Annotated in this window: 15 protein-coding genes; 6 read left to right on the top strand and 9 right to left on the bottom strand. The window is 41.7% G+C overall.

The window, feature by feature from the left end:
• Positions 1-26: 26 nt before the first annotated feature.
• From QZ135_RS11295 to nusB, 6 genes are all read right to left on the bottom strand, one after another.
• Positions 27-263 carry a hypothetical protein gene (locus tag QZ135_RS11295; RefSeq protein ID WP_294609031.1) on the bottom strand — a complete coding sequence of 79 codons (237 nt, stop codon included), beginning with the start codon at positions 261-263 and terminating at the stop codon, positions 27-29.
• Between the two features lie 426 nt (positions 264-689).
• A complete protein-coding gene (locus QZ135_RS11290) occupies positions 690-1124 on the bottom strand; it encodes a DUF5606 domain-containing protein (RefSeq protein ID WP_294609029.1) in 435 nt (144 codons plus the stop codon).
• A 29-nt stretch (positions 1125-1153) separates the two neighbouring features.
• Complete coding sequence (coaE, locus tag QZ135_RS11285; protein WP_294609027.1) at positions 1154-1768, bottom strand: dephospho-CoA kinase; 615 nt, start codon at positions 1766-1768, stop codon at positions 1154-1156.
• Positions 1758-2777, bottom strand: coding sequence for a YbbR-like domain-containing protein (locus QZ135_RS11280; RefSeq protein ID WP_294609026.1), 1020 nt, complete (start codon positions 2775-2777; stop codon positions 1758-1760). The genes coaE and QZ135_RS11280 overlap by 11 nt, the downstream gene beginning before the upstream one ends.
• Positions 2778-2795: 18 nt before the next feature.
• The gene (gene yajC / locus QZ135_RS11275; protein WP_007213184.1) at positions 2796-3125 is read right to left on the bottom strand and encodes a preprotein translocase subunit YajC; all 330 of its coding nucleotides are present in this window, start codon (positions 3123-3125) and stop codon (positions 2796-2798) included.
• A gap of 39 nt (positions 3126-3164) precedes the next feature.
• Positions 3165-4091, bottom strand: coding sequence for a transcription antitermination factor NusB (nusB, locus tag QZ135_RS11270; RefSeq protein ID WP_294609024.1), 927 nt, complete (start codon positions 4089-4091; stop codon positions 3165-3167).
• A 173-nt stretch (positions 4092-4264) separates the two neighbouring features.
• Here nusB and QZ135_RS11265 point away from each other — a divergent pair, with 173 nt between their 5' ends.
• The 5 genes from QZ135_RS11265 to QZ135_RS11245 all read left to right on the top strand — a co-directional run bounded on the left by QZ135_RS11265 (position 4265) and on the right by QZ135_RS11245 (position 7561).
• Positions 4265-4693, top strand: a complete 429-nt coding sequence (locus QZ135_RS11265; protein ID WP_294609022.1) for a PUR family DNA/RNA-binding protein — start codon at positions 4265-4267, stop codon at positions 4691-4693.
• Between the two features lie 125 nt (positions 4694-4818).
• The gene (locus QZ135_RS11260; protein ID WP_294609020.1) at positions 4819-5409 is read left to right on the top strand and encodes a 50S ribosomal protein L25/general stress protein Ctc; all 591 of its coding nucleotides are present in this window, start codon (positions 4819-4821) and stop codon (positions 5407-5409) included.
• A gap of 141 nt (positions 5410-5550) precedes the next feature.
• A complete protein-coding gene (pth, locus tag QZ135_RS11255) occupies positions 5551-6114 on the top strand; it encodes an aminoacyl-tRNA hydrolase (RefSeq protein WP_294609018.1) in 564 nt (187 codons plus the stop codon).
• Between the two features lie 16 nt (positions 6115-6130).
• Entirely contained in the window at positions 6131-6550 is a 420-nt protein-coding gene (locus QZ135_RS11250; protein ID WP_294609016.1) for an RNA-binding S4 domain-containing protein, read from the top strand.
• A 24-nt stretch (positions 6551-6574) separates the two neighbouring features.
• Complete coding sequence (locus tag QZ135_RS11245) at positions 6575-7561, top strand: Gfo/Idh/MocA family oxidoreductase (protein ID WP_294609015.1); 987 nt, start codon at positions 6575-6577, stop codon at positions 7559-7561.
• 90 nt (positions 7562-7651) lie between these two features.
• On the opposite strand, the gene QZ135_RS11240 is transcribed toward QZ135_RS11245, so the two are convergent.
• Both QZ135_RS11240 and QZ135_RS11235 read right to left on the bottom strand, forming a co-directional pair.
• The gene (locus tag QZ135_RS11240) at positions 7652-8077 is read right to left on the bottom strand and encodes an HIT family protein (RefSeq protein WP_294609013.1); all 426 of its coding nucleotides are present in this window, start codon (positions 8075-8077) and stop codon (positions 7652-7654) included.
• A gap of 53 nt (positions 8078-8130) precedes the next feature.
• Positions 8131-10401, bottom strand: coding sequence for a cation:proton antiporter (locus tag QZ135_RS11235; protein ID WP_294609011.1), 2271 nt, complete (start codon positions 10399-10401; stop codon positions 8131-8133).
• Positions 10402-10529: 128 nt separating this feature from the next.
• Here QZ135_RS11235 and QZ135_RS11230 point away from each other — a divergent pair, with 128 nt between their 5' ends.
• Positions 10530-10853 carry a thioredoxin family protein gene (locus QZ135_RS11230; protein WP_294609009.1) on the top strand — a complete coding sequence of 108 codons (324 nt, stop codon included), beginning with the start codon at positions 10530-10532 and terminating at the stop codon, positions 10851-10853.
• Positions 10854-11015: 162 nt separating this feature from the next.
• Here the strand turns inward: QZ135_RS11230 and QZ135_RS11225 are convergent, their stop codons facing one another.
• Positions 11016-13916: a triple tyrosine motif-containing protein gene (locus QZ135_RS11225; protein WP_294609007.1), complete on the bottom strand. Its 2901-nt coding sequence runs from the start codon at positions 13914-13916 to the stop codon at positions 11016-11018.
• Positions 13917-14069: the final 153 nt, after the last annotated feature.

The raw sequence follows: 14069 nt of genomic DNA, 5'->3' as shown, positions 1-14069 counted from the left end.
ATTGATAGAGCAAGACAGCCTTTTCATTATTCTATAACGAGCTGCTTAACAACTGGTGCGGACAGGGCGTGTGTCACAACCAACACATATTCTCCTGCACACGGTAAATCAAACGAAGAACTTTCCTCCTGCGTCTGTTTCACCTCAACCACCTTCCCCCGAATATGATACAAACAAAGTGTGGCATTCGGCAACACTCCGTCCACATATATCTTCCCAGCGGCTTTATCCACCTTCACTGTTACGCTCTTATGCTCTTCCATCTTATTAATACGCAGCCTCAAGTCCCCCTAAAGGCAGTAAGTTCATATATAAAGCGTGGGAACTGCTGTTATTATTGTACCTGGGGCTCTGGACTGCCACTATTCAAATAATATACAACAGCCCACGCTCCGTACTATACATTTGAATATGCATATACAACAGAGCATGAGCGTTTGTTGTCTATTATCCTTGAATAGCGTGAAATTGTCCAGATTTCAAGTACAAGATAATATTAAACGCTTTTATCCATAATTATCCTTCAATCTTTGTGAGAGAGGTCACTACCCACTCTGCATTTCAGGATGGCAACAAAGGTAAGAAAAAAGTAGTCAAAATGAAACTACAACATAAAAAATATGCGGATACCCCCGGGAGTACCTGGGATTATCCGCATATTCTATCAAAAGAATTGTTCTATTTAAAATTTATTCTTCTGTTTTCTCCTCTACTACTTCTTCCGTTTCAGGAGTATCCGCAAAATCAGTCATTCCGCAAGAAACCAACAGATTGTACCAGGAAATAAGCTTCTTGATATCCGCCAGATATACACGGTCACGGTCAAAGGTCGGTAAAACTTCTCCCAAATAAGCACGAAGTTCGTCAGCAGTAGCTTTCTTCAAATCCATTACGACAGGAGCACCGTTTTCCTTCTCTTTCATAGTAGTCAACACATCTTTCAAAGGTACATCGTCCGTATCTGTATACATGGCAATATCACCCAAAGAGATTATTTTTTCGTTACCATAAGCGGGGAAACGTTTCTTGTCCGTCAGAGACTCTACAATCAACATATTTCTACCTTGTGAAATGAGTTTATACAATCCCGGTTTACCGGAGATAGACAAAATAGTCTTCAACATAGTATGTTCTATTTTTTATTAGTAATATTTTATTTTTTCGGTTGGCAAAGGTAAGCAATATTTTTAGATAGAGAAGTTATAACTTCTAAAACCTGCGGAATTAACGGAGTTTCACCGTCGTTTACAATTACAAAATCAGCATTGGTACGCTTCTCCTCATCGCTCATCTGGCTACGGACACGACGTTCTACCAATTCCCGCGGAGCAGCATCGCGTTGCATGGCGCGTGCTATGCGAATTTCCTCGGGCGCATAAACCATCACCACAGCATCTACTTCGCCAGCAAAACCTGCTTCAATCAGAATAGCAGACTCCATCCCCACTATCGGATAAGCAACATGGCGCTCCACCCACCGACGGAAATCATCCCGCACCCGCGGATGGATAATGCCATTCACTATACGGATATGTTCGGGATTACCAAATATATAGGAGGCAAGCAAAGTTTTATTCAGTTCATCGCCAATATATACTTCCTCTCCCAACAAAGCAATCAGTTCCCGGCGAATCTGAACATCTGAAACCGTCAAGTGCTTTGACTCGACGTCCGAGATATAGACGGGAACCCCCATCGTTTCCAACAGACGGGAAACTACACTTTTCCCACTGCCGATACCACCAGTTATACCTATCTTAATTGCCATGTTCGGGTGCTACCTGTTCAATGAGAAAATCTACTTGTTCGGGATTAATACGTATTTGGTTTACACCTTTCGGCACCGACCTCAGTTTCACGGTATACTTATCCGAACCGAGTTTCAAAAGTTCTTCATAAGAAACATTGATATGAAAGTCGCTCCCTGTTATTTGACGGAAATGGCTCAAACCAACCTGAAAGGTAACATTTACTTTAGATGGGAATGCACGTAACACTTTACCTGCCGGGAAGTTAACCCCACGCAAAGGGACTTCCACTGTCTTCTCTGTATAAATATCCACCGGAAAAACCATCTCTACCGAAGCCGGAACGAACTTAACCCCCTTTTGACTGAGCAAAGGAATTTGCCGCTTCAATGTATCAGAAACATCATCAAAATTAACTTTTTGCGTATAAGCAACAGTTATGGTATCCAATGCTCCCGCAGGTGCATAAACCAACACCGAGTCCGGTTTGCAGATTGTATCCGAGATGTAATATTGACGGCCTGCACTTACCGTTCCCTGAAACTTTACCGGAACTAATTTAGAAGCTCCTGTAGAATAGATATACTCCAATGTGTCGGGCTTCACAGAAAGTAACTTTGTAGATACATTCAACTGGCTGAGCAGTCTTTTCTCAAACTGTGAAGAATAAATACGTACATGGTTATCATCATTTCCTTTATAATCAGAAAAATCCAGAGTAATAGGAAAGAAACTCTTCCCAAGCATGTAATTAAGCAACACAGTACCCTTATCCTTTACCCGGATATGAAGTTCGGAAGATGGTTCGGAAGTTATCACGACATTGTTAGGTACTCCTTTCAGACGCACAGGAATGGAGAATTCCGTTTCATAATCATTGTTCAACGTCTGGAGCAGCCAGAATCCACTAGCAATAAGAAAGAAAAATAAAAAAATTAAGAACTCTCTGCTCTTATCACTGAGCAGAAAGTCCTTAACTTTCCTCGTTGTTATCAGATATATGCGTTTTATGTTCCTACGATTAATCATAGGCTCACTTATTCAAAATTATTTAGCAGCCTGATTACTGTTAGCATCAGCAGCCGCGGCGAATATAGAATTCTTATCAATTCTAATCTTAACATTAGAAGCTATTTCAAGCACGATATCATTATCATTAATTTCTTTGATAACACCATGGATACCACCGGCAGTAATCACCTTCTGGTTCACTTGAAGTGATTTACGGAAATTTGCAATTTCTTTCTGCTTTTTGTTTTGTGGGCGAATCATGAAAAAATACATGATAGCAAACATGGCAATCAGAAGAATCCACATCATGCTACCACCACCAGGCGCTGCGGCAGGAGCTTGCAAGAATACGGTCATTAAATTCATAAATTATTCGTTTTTAGTTTTTAATACTCAACAAAGGTATCAGTTTTTCGCTAACTTACCTTCTTTTTTTAATTGATTAACTATTCCGTCCAAAGTACCGTTTACAAAACTTCCGCTCTTTATCGTACTGTAGACCTTAGCTATTTCAACATATTCATTTAACGAAACACTTACCGGAATGTTCGGGAAACTCAGAATTTCTGCTAATGCACATTGCATAATCACTACATCCATAAAGGCTACACGTTCCAAATCCCAATTGCGCGTATTCTCACTGATAAGGTGACGATAGTAATCACAATTCAATATAGTACGACGGAACAGACGACGGGCAAATTCCTGATCTTCCTCATCTTTAAACTCAGGCAACAAAGGTTGGTTAGCACCATTTCTTTCTTCAAAACGCTTAATTGTCTTCAGAACAAAGGTATCTACTATCTCTTTATCGTCATTCCAATAGAGACTCTGGTCTTCCAGCAAAGTATCCAACTCCTCATTATTGAAAATAAAAGCTTTATAGAGCTTCCTCCATAATTCACGGTCGGCTTCATAAGATTTATCAGACGAAGCCATATATTCCTTATATATATCGGAAACTATAATCTTATCATACAATCCTTTCACAAAATCTTCGTCATTTGCCCACGAACGCTTTTGGTTGGCTGCAAAGTCCATCAACTGTTTATTAACCTCCAGTTGAGAAACAAACTTGTTTTCTACGAATTTCATGTTGGGATACAACTCCTCTGCGGTCGGAGCTAACTTGGCTTTTGCCGCATCAATGCGTTTTTGTGCGTAAGTCGTCAGAGCTACCATCAGCATAAGCAGATAATTATAAAGGTCATACGCTTTTGAAAGACTAAAGAATAATTCTTTCTCCGCTGAGTCTAAATTTTTACTGCCATTCTGATAATAAGCATATACAATCTGTATAATCTTAAGACGAATAAGAACTCTGTTAATCATAAGTCTATTTAATCAATACTGTTTTAACGAGATGCAAAAGTAGACATTTTTAATGAGTTTACACAAATAAATCACATTTTTTAATGCAGAAGTTCATTATCCGGGCATTTTCTTTTGACAGTTTAAAAAAAATCGTCAATTTTGGAGTCACTAATAACAAGAGACCTATAAATATGGAAGACTTAAAGAAGAAAAACGGAGCGGACATGAACGATAAGGAGATTGTATTCTCTAAATCCATTAAAGCAGGTAAACGAATCTACTATCTGGATGTGAAGAAAAATAGGAAGGATGAAATGTTTCTCGCTATCACTGAAAGTAAGAAAGTAGTGACCGGTGAAGGTGAAGATGCACAGGTGAGCTTTGAGAAACATAAGATTTTCTTGTATAGAGAAGATTTTGAAAAGTTCATGAACGGTCTGAATGAAGCTATCCATTTCATTAACCAGAAAGAAATGCTGGAAGTCATAAATGATATGAACGCAGAGGCAGATGCAAATAGAGAAGCTGAACTCGACGCTATAGCCGAAATGAATGAAAAAGGTATGGATTTGGAAGGGGAAATCAAGATTGATATTGATTTTGAAGAGCCAACTCTTTGATAATTCAAAAAGAAGCTGTACTTTTGCACCGCTTTTTTGCAACATTGTGTGGCTAACCCCACATCGTGCGATGGTGAATTAAGCAAGAACTAACTTAATTTAGAGTAACACAAAAAATTTAAAAAATGAAATCAATTGAAGTAAAAGGTACTGCAAGAACTATTGCAGAGCGTTCTTCGGAACAAGCAAGAGCTTTGAAAGCTATTCGTAAAAACAACGGCGTACCCTGCGTACTCTACGGAGCAGGTGAAAACGTTCACTTCACTGTACCCGCTGACGGTTTGCGTAACTTGGTTTACACTCCGCACATTTATGTAGTTGACCTGATTATTGATGGCAAGAAAGTAAATGCTATCATGAAAGATATTCAATTCCACCCGGTAAAGGATACCATCCTGCACATTGACTTCTATCAGATTGATGAGGCTAAACCTATTGTTATGGAAGTTCCGGTACAGATGGAAGGCTTGGCAGAAGGTGTGAAAGCCGGTGGTAAGCTGGTATTGCAGACACGTAAGCTGAAAGTAAAAGCTTTATATAACGTTATTCCAGAAAAACTGATTGTAAACGTTGCTCACCTGGGACTGGGTAAAACTGTTAAGGTTGGCGAATTGAGCTATGAAGGTCTGGAATTGATGAATGCTAAAGAAGCTGTCGTATGCGCCGTTAAGCTGACTCGTGCTGCAAGAGGTGCTGCTGCTACTGCTGGCAACTAATCAAGCTTTTCGTAAGAAAACAACATATTCCGGAACGCGGATTAACGCAGATGACGCAGATTTCACTAATCCGCGGAAAGCTGCGATAATCCGCGTTCCTCATTATAGTCACAGGGTTAAAAGATACAATTTCTCAAAGAAATGAAATATTTAATTGTTGGATTAGGAAACATAGGTCCTGAATATCACGAAACCCGCCATAATATAGGTTTCATGGTAGTGGATGCATTGGCTAAAGAAGCAGGCGTCACCTTTAATGACGGACGTTATGGTTTTACCACTACACTATCTGTCAAAGGACGTCAACTACTACTGTTGAAGCCATCCACATTCATGAACCTCAGTGGAAATGCTGTGCGCTACTGGATGCAAAAAGAGAACATTCCCTTGGAAAATGTGTTAATAATAGTAGATGACCTTGCTTTGCCATTTGGTACTTTACGCTTGAAAAGTAAAGGTAGCGACGCTGGCCATAACGGATTGAAGCACATTGCAGCTATTCTGGGAACGCAGAATTATGCACGGCTCCGCTTCGGCATTGGTAACGAATTTCCACGAGGCGGACAGATAGACTATGTGTTGGGACACTTCACCGAAGAAGACTGGAAGACCATGGACGAACGTCTGAAAACAGCAGGAGAAATAATCAAGAGTTTCTGCCTGGCCGGCATTGATATTACCATGAACCAATTTAATAAGAAGTAGTAGTTACTTAAATAATATGAGTGAAGCAAGAATAGATAAATGGATGTGGGCCGTACGCATCTTCAAGACACGTACCATTGCTGCCGAAGCATGCAAAAAAAGCCGCATCAGCATAAACGGAGCCTTAGCAAAGGCTGCCCGCACAGTGAAACCGGGAGATGTGATACAAGTTCGCAAACCACCTATCACCTACTCTTTCAAGGTACTGCAAACCATTGAGAAGCGTGTCGGAGCAAAGCTTGTTTCGGAAATGATGGAAAATGTAACAACTCCCGATCAATATGAACTGTTGGAAATGAGCCGCATCAGCGGTTTCATAGATCGCGCCAAAGGTGCCGGTCGCCCCACCAAGAAGGACCGACGGACTTTGGAAGAATTCACAACTCCTGAATTCATGGACGACTTTGATTTTGAATTTGATTTTGAAGAAGAATAAAAAGGGGATTCACATTATACTATTATGAGCGAAAAGAAGATTAAATGGGGATTCATTGGTTGCGGAGAAGTAACCAAATATAAAAGTGGTCCCGCCTTTCAAAAAGTGGAAGGTTCGGAAGTGATTGCTGTCATGAGTCGTGACGGTGCCAAAGCCCAAGCCTATGCTGAAGAAAGGGGCATCCCGAAGTGGTATGACGATGCCCAGGAACTGGTTGATGATGAAGAAATAAATGCTATTTATATCGCCACACCGCCTTCTTCGCACGCTACTTATGCCATTATGGCAATGAAAGCCGGCAAACCTGTTTATATAGAAAAACCTATGGCGGTAACCTATGAAGAATGCTGCCGCATCAACCGCATTTCAAATGAAACAGGGGTTCCATGCTTCGTGGCTTATTATCGCCGTTATCTACCCTATTTCCTGAAAGTAAAGGAACTGATAGAGAATGGAATGATTGGTAATGTCATCAATGTGCAAATCCGCTTTGCCCAGCCTCCCCGAAATCTGGATTACAACAAGGAGAATCTTCCGTGGCGCGTACAGCCTGACATTGCTGGTGGTGGCTATTTCTACGATTTAGCTCCTCACCAAATTGATTTATTACAAGATATGTTCGGTTGTATTCTTGAAGCTAACGGATACAAGAGCAATCGCGGCGGATTGTATCAAGCCGAAGATACTCTAAGTGCATGTTTTCAGTTTGATAGTGGATTGGTAGGTAGTGGTTCCTGGTGCTTCGTTGCACATGATTCTGCTCGCGAAGACCGCATCGAAGTTATCGGGGACAAAGGAATGATTTGCTTCTCTGTATTTACTTACGACCCCATCGCACTGCATACAGAAAAAGGAAGAGAAGAAATTCCGGTAGCAAATCCGGAACATGTACAACAACCGCTCATTCAAGCCGTTGTCGACCATCTTTTGGGTAAATCCGTCTGCACCTGTGATGGAGCAAGTGCAACGCTGACAAACTGGGCGATGGACAAAATACTGAATAAGCTTTGAGAAATTAAAAATTAAAAATTGAAAATTAAAAAATGCCATGCGGTCACAGCATAGCCTATTTTTAATTTTCAATTTTTAATTTTTAATTTCTCAAAGTCCTTTCTTTACTGCCTCAATCAATTCCTGATACTCAGCATCCGTCAAGTATACTTTTCCCGGATTCATCTGGAATGTACCGCCGTAGTCAGGACCATCTACATACTTCGGAGCAAGATGGAAATGCAAATGCGATAATTTATCAGAATATGCACCGTAATTGATTTTTTCGGGATTAAATGCTTTCTGCATGGCACGAGTCACACGGGTAACATCTTCCATAAAAGCATTACGATCTTCATCACTCAATTCGTTCAAATCATTGGCGTGGTCTTTGTAAGCAACAAGACAACGTCCTCTGTACGTTTGTTCCTTGAATAAAAACACACGAGACACACTCAGTTCTGCAAACTCAATCATCAGATTGTGCAGCGTCTCATTATTCTGACAATACAGACATTCTTTCGGATCACTTTTCATGATATTCTTGGTTTATTATTTATGTTTACGGAGCAAAGATAAACTTTCTATCCTTATTTCATGTCGACATTCTCATTCTTTTGTCCGACTAATTTATACACATCAGCATTTTCTCCTACCACCCAGACAACATCACCTTCCATAAACGGCTCGTGCGAATCGGGGGCATGCAAAGCTTCTTCTCCTCTTTCCACACCTACAATCAGGCAATGATATTGCTCGCGAATGCCGGACTCACGCATTGTCTTGCCCAAGAACAGAGAATGGGTATCTATACGGAACTGACGCAAAATCATCTCACTCTTCTCAACCACATCTGTTTCTAAGGCTGCTGCCTTTTCCATCTCCGCACCAAACTGGTTCAGTTCTTCATCTGTGGCTATGACTTGTATCTTATCTTCCGGAAAAAGGCGTACGGAAGCACCCGGTATATTAATCCTCTTCCTTCCCCGGAGGATAGACACGACATGCACTCCATATTGTTTACCCAAATTAAGTTCTGCAAGCGTTTGTCCTGCCCATTCTGACTCACCAGGTACTACAAAATCCGTTAAGTGCAAATCACGGGATAACAAACGTCCGGCGTATTCCGGTTTTTTTTCGCCCATATATTCAGCACGCATATCACGATAACGCAGATTCTGAAAAAACTTACGCTCTATCATAATAGATTGTTTCTTCAACTGGCGGGACAAAATCATCATCGTAACCAGCAATACAGCCACCCCGAGCAACAATCCAACAGATATTTTGAACAAACCGGCTATCACGAACATTACAAATGAAACAGCAATCAAGATACGTATAACGATAGTCGCAACCAAGGGAGCACGATTGCCACGACTATCATTCCACAAAGTTACAAATTCTACAGAATGATTCTTTTTAATCATGATAGCCCGCAAGAAAGGAGCTATAAACAAGATGGTAACTACTGCTGCCAGCAATTTACCCCAAATACCAGGCAAATTTTCCTGAAATATCGGGACTAAAAAACGGAAGGACAAGGCAATAACCGCTATACTAACGATGGAGTAGACTATTGTAATCCTTGTCAGGGCAAAGATAAACTTCTTCCAGAGACTTTCATGATTCATGGTCTGAGAACCGGAAGCATATCGCGTCAGGAACTTCATCCATCGGACCGGCAGATGTTTATCTACAAAGCCGGAAGCTGGCTCAGCAAAGCGAATCATATAAGGAGTCAGGAAAGTGGTAATGACAGAAACCGCCACCACAATAGGATACAGGAAATCACTCGTCACATGGAGGGACACTCCCAGCGACGCAATGATAAAGGCAAACTCACCAATCTGTGTCAAACTGAAACCACATTGCATAGCCGTCTTCAAAGGCTGTCCCGACAACAACACTCCCAGTGTACCAAACAAAGATTGTCCCAGAATGACCGCCAATGTAATCACGATAATCGGAAGCGCATATTCCACAATCATAGCAGGATTCACCATCATACCAACCGATACAAAGAAGACGGCACCGAACAAATCCTTTACCGGTTTTACCAGTCGTTCAATACTTTCCGCCTCCACCGTTTCGGCAAGAATAGAACCCATTATAAATGCACCAAAAGCCGCAGAAAAACCTGTACGAGCTGCCATAACCACCATGCCAAAACATAAACCGAGCGAAACAATGAGCAATGTTTCCTCACTCATCAGCTTGCGGCAACGTTTCAACAATTCAGGTATCAGATAAATGCCGACCACAAACCAAAGTATCAGGAAAAAGAGCAGCTTTCCGATACTTTCCAGCATTTCCGAGCCTTCAAAATTATGCCTTACCGCCATAGTAGACAACATCACCATCAAGACGATAGCAAGGATATCTTCCAGTATCAGCACACTAAGCACCAGCCCGGTGAATTGCTTCTTACGCATACCCAAATCATCGAATGCCTTATAGATAATAGTAGTGGAAGACATCGCAATCATACCACCCAGGAAAATGCTATCCATACGTTGCCAACCAAAACCGGTGCCCACGGCAATTCCCAAAAGAATCATGCAGAATATAATAGTGCAGGCAGCTATGACGGCCGCTCCTCCTACTTTGACTATCTTCTTGAAACTAAACTCCAGACCTAATGCAAACAAAAGGAAAATCACGCCGATGTCCGCCCAAGTCTGTATATTTGCCGTATCCATAACCGAGGGAGTATAGGGCATATGCGGACTAGCCAGGAAGCCTGCCACTACATATCCTAACACCAACGGTTGCTTCAGTTTCTTGAACAATAGCGTCATGACTCCAGCGCAAATCAGTATCAGAGCCAAATCGTTTATTAAAGTAGCCAAATGTGACATATTATTTGTCCTTTCGTGTTTTTGCTGACAAAAATAGTAATTTTTACAGCACGAAGAATCACAATCCCACAAACTTTTTTCCCTATGATATTGTTGAGATGACAATCAATCATTTAAAACATATTATTATGGAAGAAAAGAAAGAAGCCCGTGAAGAACGGAACAGAGAAAAGTTGGCTAATGCCGAACTGGTCATGGCAGAATTTTATGCAACCTGGTGCCCTCATTGCAAGCGCATGCAACCTATTGTAGAAGAATTCAAGAAATCAATGGAAGGTACTCTCGAAGTGGTGCAGGTGGATATTGACCAGGAAAGTGCACTTGCTGATTTTTATACCATCGAAATGTATCCTACATTTATATTATTAAGGAAAGGCGAACAGCTTTGGAGGCAATCGGGAGAGTTACCTCTGGAAAGACTGGAAAAGGCGGTGAAAGAATTTAAGTCTTGATTGGTCTGTTTTTCCTCTTCTTCATACTCAAACCGTACCAAAACCGTACCTGCTCCGTATTTTCTCCGTGTCCTTAGGGAGGGAGTAGGTACGAAGCAGGTACGAGCCAGGTACGGACCGGGTAGGTAGAAGACCCGAAAATGGTCTAAATATCGGATATATCTACAATTTATTACTCAAATAATCCGTCAGACTATCCTCACGCTCCAACCCAAACTTTTTGCGCAGGCGATAACGGATGGTCTCTACTCCACGAACAGAAATATTTAACAGAGGTGCAATTTCTTTGGTGGAAAGATTCATCTTGAGATAAGCACACATCATACGCTCATTATTAGAGAGATCGGGATGCCGGGCATGAAGACGTTTCATAAAGTTATTGTGAATCAAATCGAACTGATCTTCAATACGCTTCAACACCTCATCACTCTGGATATTAGAATCAATTTTGCTATTTATCACCAAGAGAAGCTGCTTACCTTCGCGGGCACCTTCCCCTTTCAAGGAAGCAGCTACTTTAAAGATTTCCGATTTAATCTCCGTCAACATTTCATTCTTGCGGACGAAGTTTATCATAAGGTTTGCCATCTCCTGACTCTTGTGCTGAAGGTCATATTCCAGCTTTTCTTTTTCAAGTTGCATGATCTGCTTCTCACGGAGAGACTTTTCGGTTTCAAATTCTTTCTCCATTTCATGAAGCTTTTTATCTTTCTCTACAACAGCCAGTTCTTCCTTTCGTTTCACGCGAGTGTCGTCCCAGCGATAGATATACCACGTGCCCAATAGCGCCAGAATAAAGTAGCAGATATAAGCAGGAACACTACGATACCAAGGCGGAAGAATACGGAAAGAGAGAGCATCTGCCGAAGTTGTACCATCCGGATAAATCACCTTTACCTCAAAAGTATAGTCGCCTTCGGATAGATTACTATACTCCTTGGTCCGCACGGTGGTATAATCCGACCAAGCTCCTCCATTCAGGCGATACTGGAAACGGACATCATCGCTCCCCAAAGCAATAAAGGAAAGGCTATAATCAAAGCGGACAGAATTGGAAGTATAGTCAATAGCGAGAGATGGCTTCTTTCCAAGAAAATTGGCCGTAAATACCAGCGAATCTTTGGGGTAAGTGAGATGCATGTTCCTGATATATACGGAATGAGTCAGGTCTTGCCGATGCTTCACCGCCGGAATGGTAAATAAAGCAAAGCCTTCTTCGCTCGGAATCACTATTAACGAGTCCGACAAAGGGATAAGCGCTTCATAAGGCGGTACAAGCTCCAGTAAAGACTGGCGGATGGGGTTTATACTGGTGTTGGCTCCCCGCTTATAAGTTCCCAGGTTGGCTATACAGATTTCATGAGGACTCAAACTGATGAGACGGTCATGATATTCCAACAAGCGGGTATAAGGTACGGCTCCATTCAACAGATTATTCAAATCACTACAAGGTTCCATCATATCCTTATGAATGTTATATTTATAGATCCCTTGCGGAGTAGCGAAATAAACACGACCTTCTATTTTGGCAACATGTATATCACGTTCCACCGGAAGCCCTTCTGGCACGCTATAAGACTTCATACTAATTTGCCGGGTTAAATCTTCACTCAACTCAATACGCATAAGAGTACCGGAGTTATAGACCCATAAAACCCTGGCAGATTCCTGCTCAAACAAACGGCACGAATCCATAAATCCATCGACCTTGCAAAGTACACTCCACTCTCCCGCTTTCTTTTCCAAAAGATAAATACCGTTATAAACCCCGACAAACATACGGTTGGGTTGCCCCACAACCTCCTGACAATACCAGGCACCCGTGATATCCGTTATGCGGCGCACACTGGTGCCTTTTATCAGAAAAATGCCGCGGTCGTGAAGACAAAAAAGATCATCGCCAATCTTACAAAGATTCCAGACCTGACCACTGGATTGAGGAATGGGGTGAATATCAGGCAAATCACCATCCAACTTTACCGGATAAGAGGTATAATAGAGTCCGCGATTGGTGCCCAGATAGAGGTAACCGTCTTCTACGGCGGCCGTGTAGCCCGTGCCATAAGAATAGGGATATGAATATAGATTGGTAAAAGAGGAACTAAGGGAAATGTAATCAACCCCACTATCTAATCCCGCCCACAAATTACCCTGACTATCGAAAGCGACCGAAAGCACGGTATTGTTGCGCAATCCGTTATTCTCGTTGAAGTATTTCACATTCATCGTAGCACAATCTATCAGCAACACACCTTTATGAATAGTTCCCAAAGCTATTTTGTCATCTTGGGAAGCCACACAAAACACTTCATTCTCACGCATGAAGTCTTCGGCACCGGTAACGAAAGGCACAGTGGTGCGTCCATTGCTATAAAACAACCCGTCATACGCCGTAACAATAATGACGCCTCCACCCTTATGGGGAATGATGCCACGGATACGGTTGGAAACCAGAGACTCCGCTCCTTGCAAAGGAAAGAAAGTATTTCCGACCAGCACCCACACGCCACGGTCGGTACCTATATAAAGGATGCCATTCACCATATTGGAGCAATCTATCTTGGCATCCATTTCAATAGTGGTATATTTTCCATTCAGATACTTCACCACACGGTCATCACCTTGCACATACAAGATATTATCCGCTTCATGAATCCCCCATACATTGCCCAGAAGACGGGAGTCAGCACCGAGCGTATCGGACATGCAATGATAAACCAGTTCGCCATCTTCCGCCGGTTCGTAGTAACCGAATTCATTGATGCCACCTGCATATATTCTCTTTTGAATAGTGGATGCCAGCACAGAACGCACATCTGAAAAGTTATTCATCGGAAACACCTTCCAGACATTTCCATCAAATTGCACCATACCATTCTTATTGGCAAAGTACACCCAATGGTCATCATAAGGAGCTATCTGCCAGGTTTGCGTACCTTTCCCATAAAGGCTTTTATCAAAGTTGACAATGAAGTTATTCCAACCGGCAAAAGCTCTGCCAAAAGGTATCAGAAGAAGAAATATGAGAGTCAGATATGAGGAATGAGATTGTATCCGTATCATAATATTAGATTTAGCGGAACAAAGCTATTACTTTTTTCGCGAAAAACAAATAAAAAAAAGAGATACATTCTTACATAGAACATATCTCTTTTTTGAGCCTCTTGTCGGATTCGAACCAACGACCCCGAGATTACAAATCACGTGCTCTGGCCA

The organism is uncultured Bacteroides sp. (assembly GCF_905207245.1).
Classification (GTDB): Bacteria; Bacteroidota; Bacteroidia; order Bacteroidales; family Bacteroidaceae; genus Bacteroides.
Note: the sequence above shows the minus strand (reverse complement) of the source record. Positions and strands in the feature narration are given on the sequence as shown.

Excerpts from the sequence above, each read along its gene's own strand:
- QZ135_RS11295 (WP_294609031.1), bottom strand. The coding sequence starts at position 263 with ATGGAAGAGCATAAGAGCGTAACAGTGAAGGTGGATAAAGCCGCTGGG.
- QZ135_RS11245 (WP_294609015.1), top strand. The coding sequence starts at position 6,575 with ATGAGCGAAAAGAAGATTAAATGGGGATTCATTGGTTGCGGAGAAGTA.
- QZ135_RS11250 (WP_294609016.1), top strand. The coding sequence starts at position 6,131 with ATGAGTGAAGCAAGAATAGATAAATGGATGTGGGCCGTACGCATCTTC.
- QZ135_RS11240 (WP_294609013.1), bottom strand. The coding sequence starts at position 8,077 with ATGAAAAGTGATCCGAAAGAATGTCTGTATTGTCAGAATAATGAGACG.
- QZ135_RS11265 (WP_294609022.1), top strand. The coding sequence starts at position 4,265 with ATGGAAGACTTAAAGAAGAAAAACGGAGCGGACATGAACGATAAGGAG.
- coaE (WP_294609027.1), bottom strand. The coding sequence starts at position 1,768 with ATGGCAATTAAGATAGGTATAACTGGTGGTATCGGCAGTGGGAAAAGT.
- pth (WP_294609018.1), top strand. The coding sequence starts at position 5,551 with ATGAAATATTTAATTGTTGGATTAGGAAACATAGGTCCTGAATATCAC.
- nusB (WP_294609024.1), bottom strand. The coding sequence starts at position 4,091 with ATGATTAACAGAGTTCTTATTCGTCTTAAGATTATACAGATTGTATAT.
- QZ135_RS11260 (WP_294609020.1), top strand. The coding sequence starts at position 4,819 with ATGAAATCAATTGAAGTAAAAGGTACTGCAAGAACTATTGCAGAGCGT.
- QZ135_RS11290 (WP_294609029.1), bottom strand. The coding sequence starts at position 1,124 with ATGTTGAAGACTATTTTGTCTATCTCCGGTAAACCGGGATTGTATAAA.
- yajC (WP_007213184.1), bottom strand. The coding sequence starts at position 3,125 with ATGAATTTAATGACCGTATTCTTGCAAGCTCCTGCCGCAGCGCCTGGT.
- QZ135_RS11230 (WP_294609009.1), top strand. The coding sequence starts at position 10,530 with ATGGAAGAAAAGAAAGAAGCCCGTGAAGAACGGAACAGAGAAAAGTTG.
- QZ135_RS11225 (WP_294609007.1), bottom strand. The coding sequence starts at position 13,916 with ATGATACGGATACAATCTCATTCCTCATATCTGACTCTCATATTTCTT.
- QZ135_RS11235 (WP_294609011.1), bottom strand. The coding sequence starts at position 10,401 with ATGTCACATTTGGCTACTTTAATAAACGATTTGGCTCTGATACTGATT.
- QZ135_RS11280 (WP_294609026.1), bottom strand. The coding sequence starts at position 2,777 with ATGATTAATCGTAGGAACATAAAACGCATATATCTGATAACAACGAGG.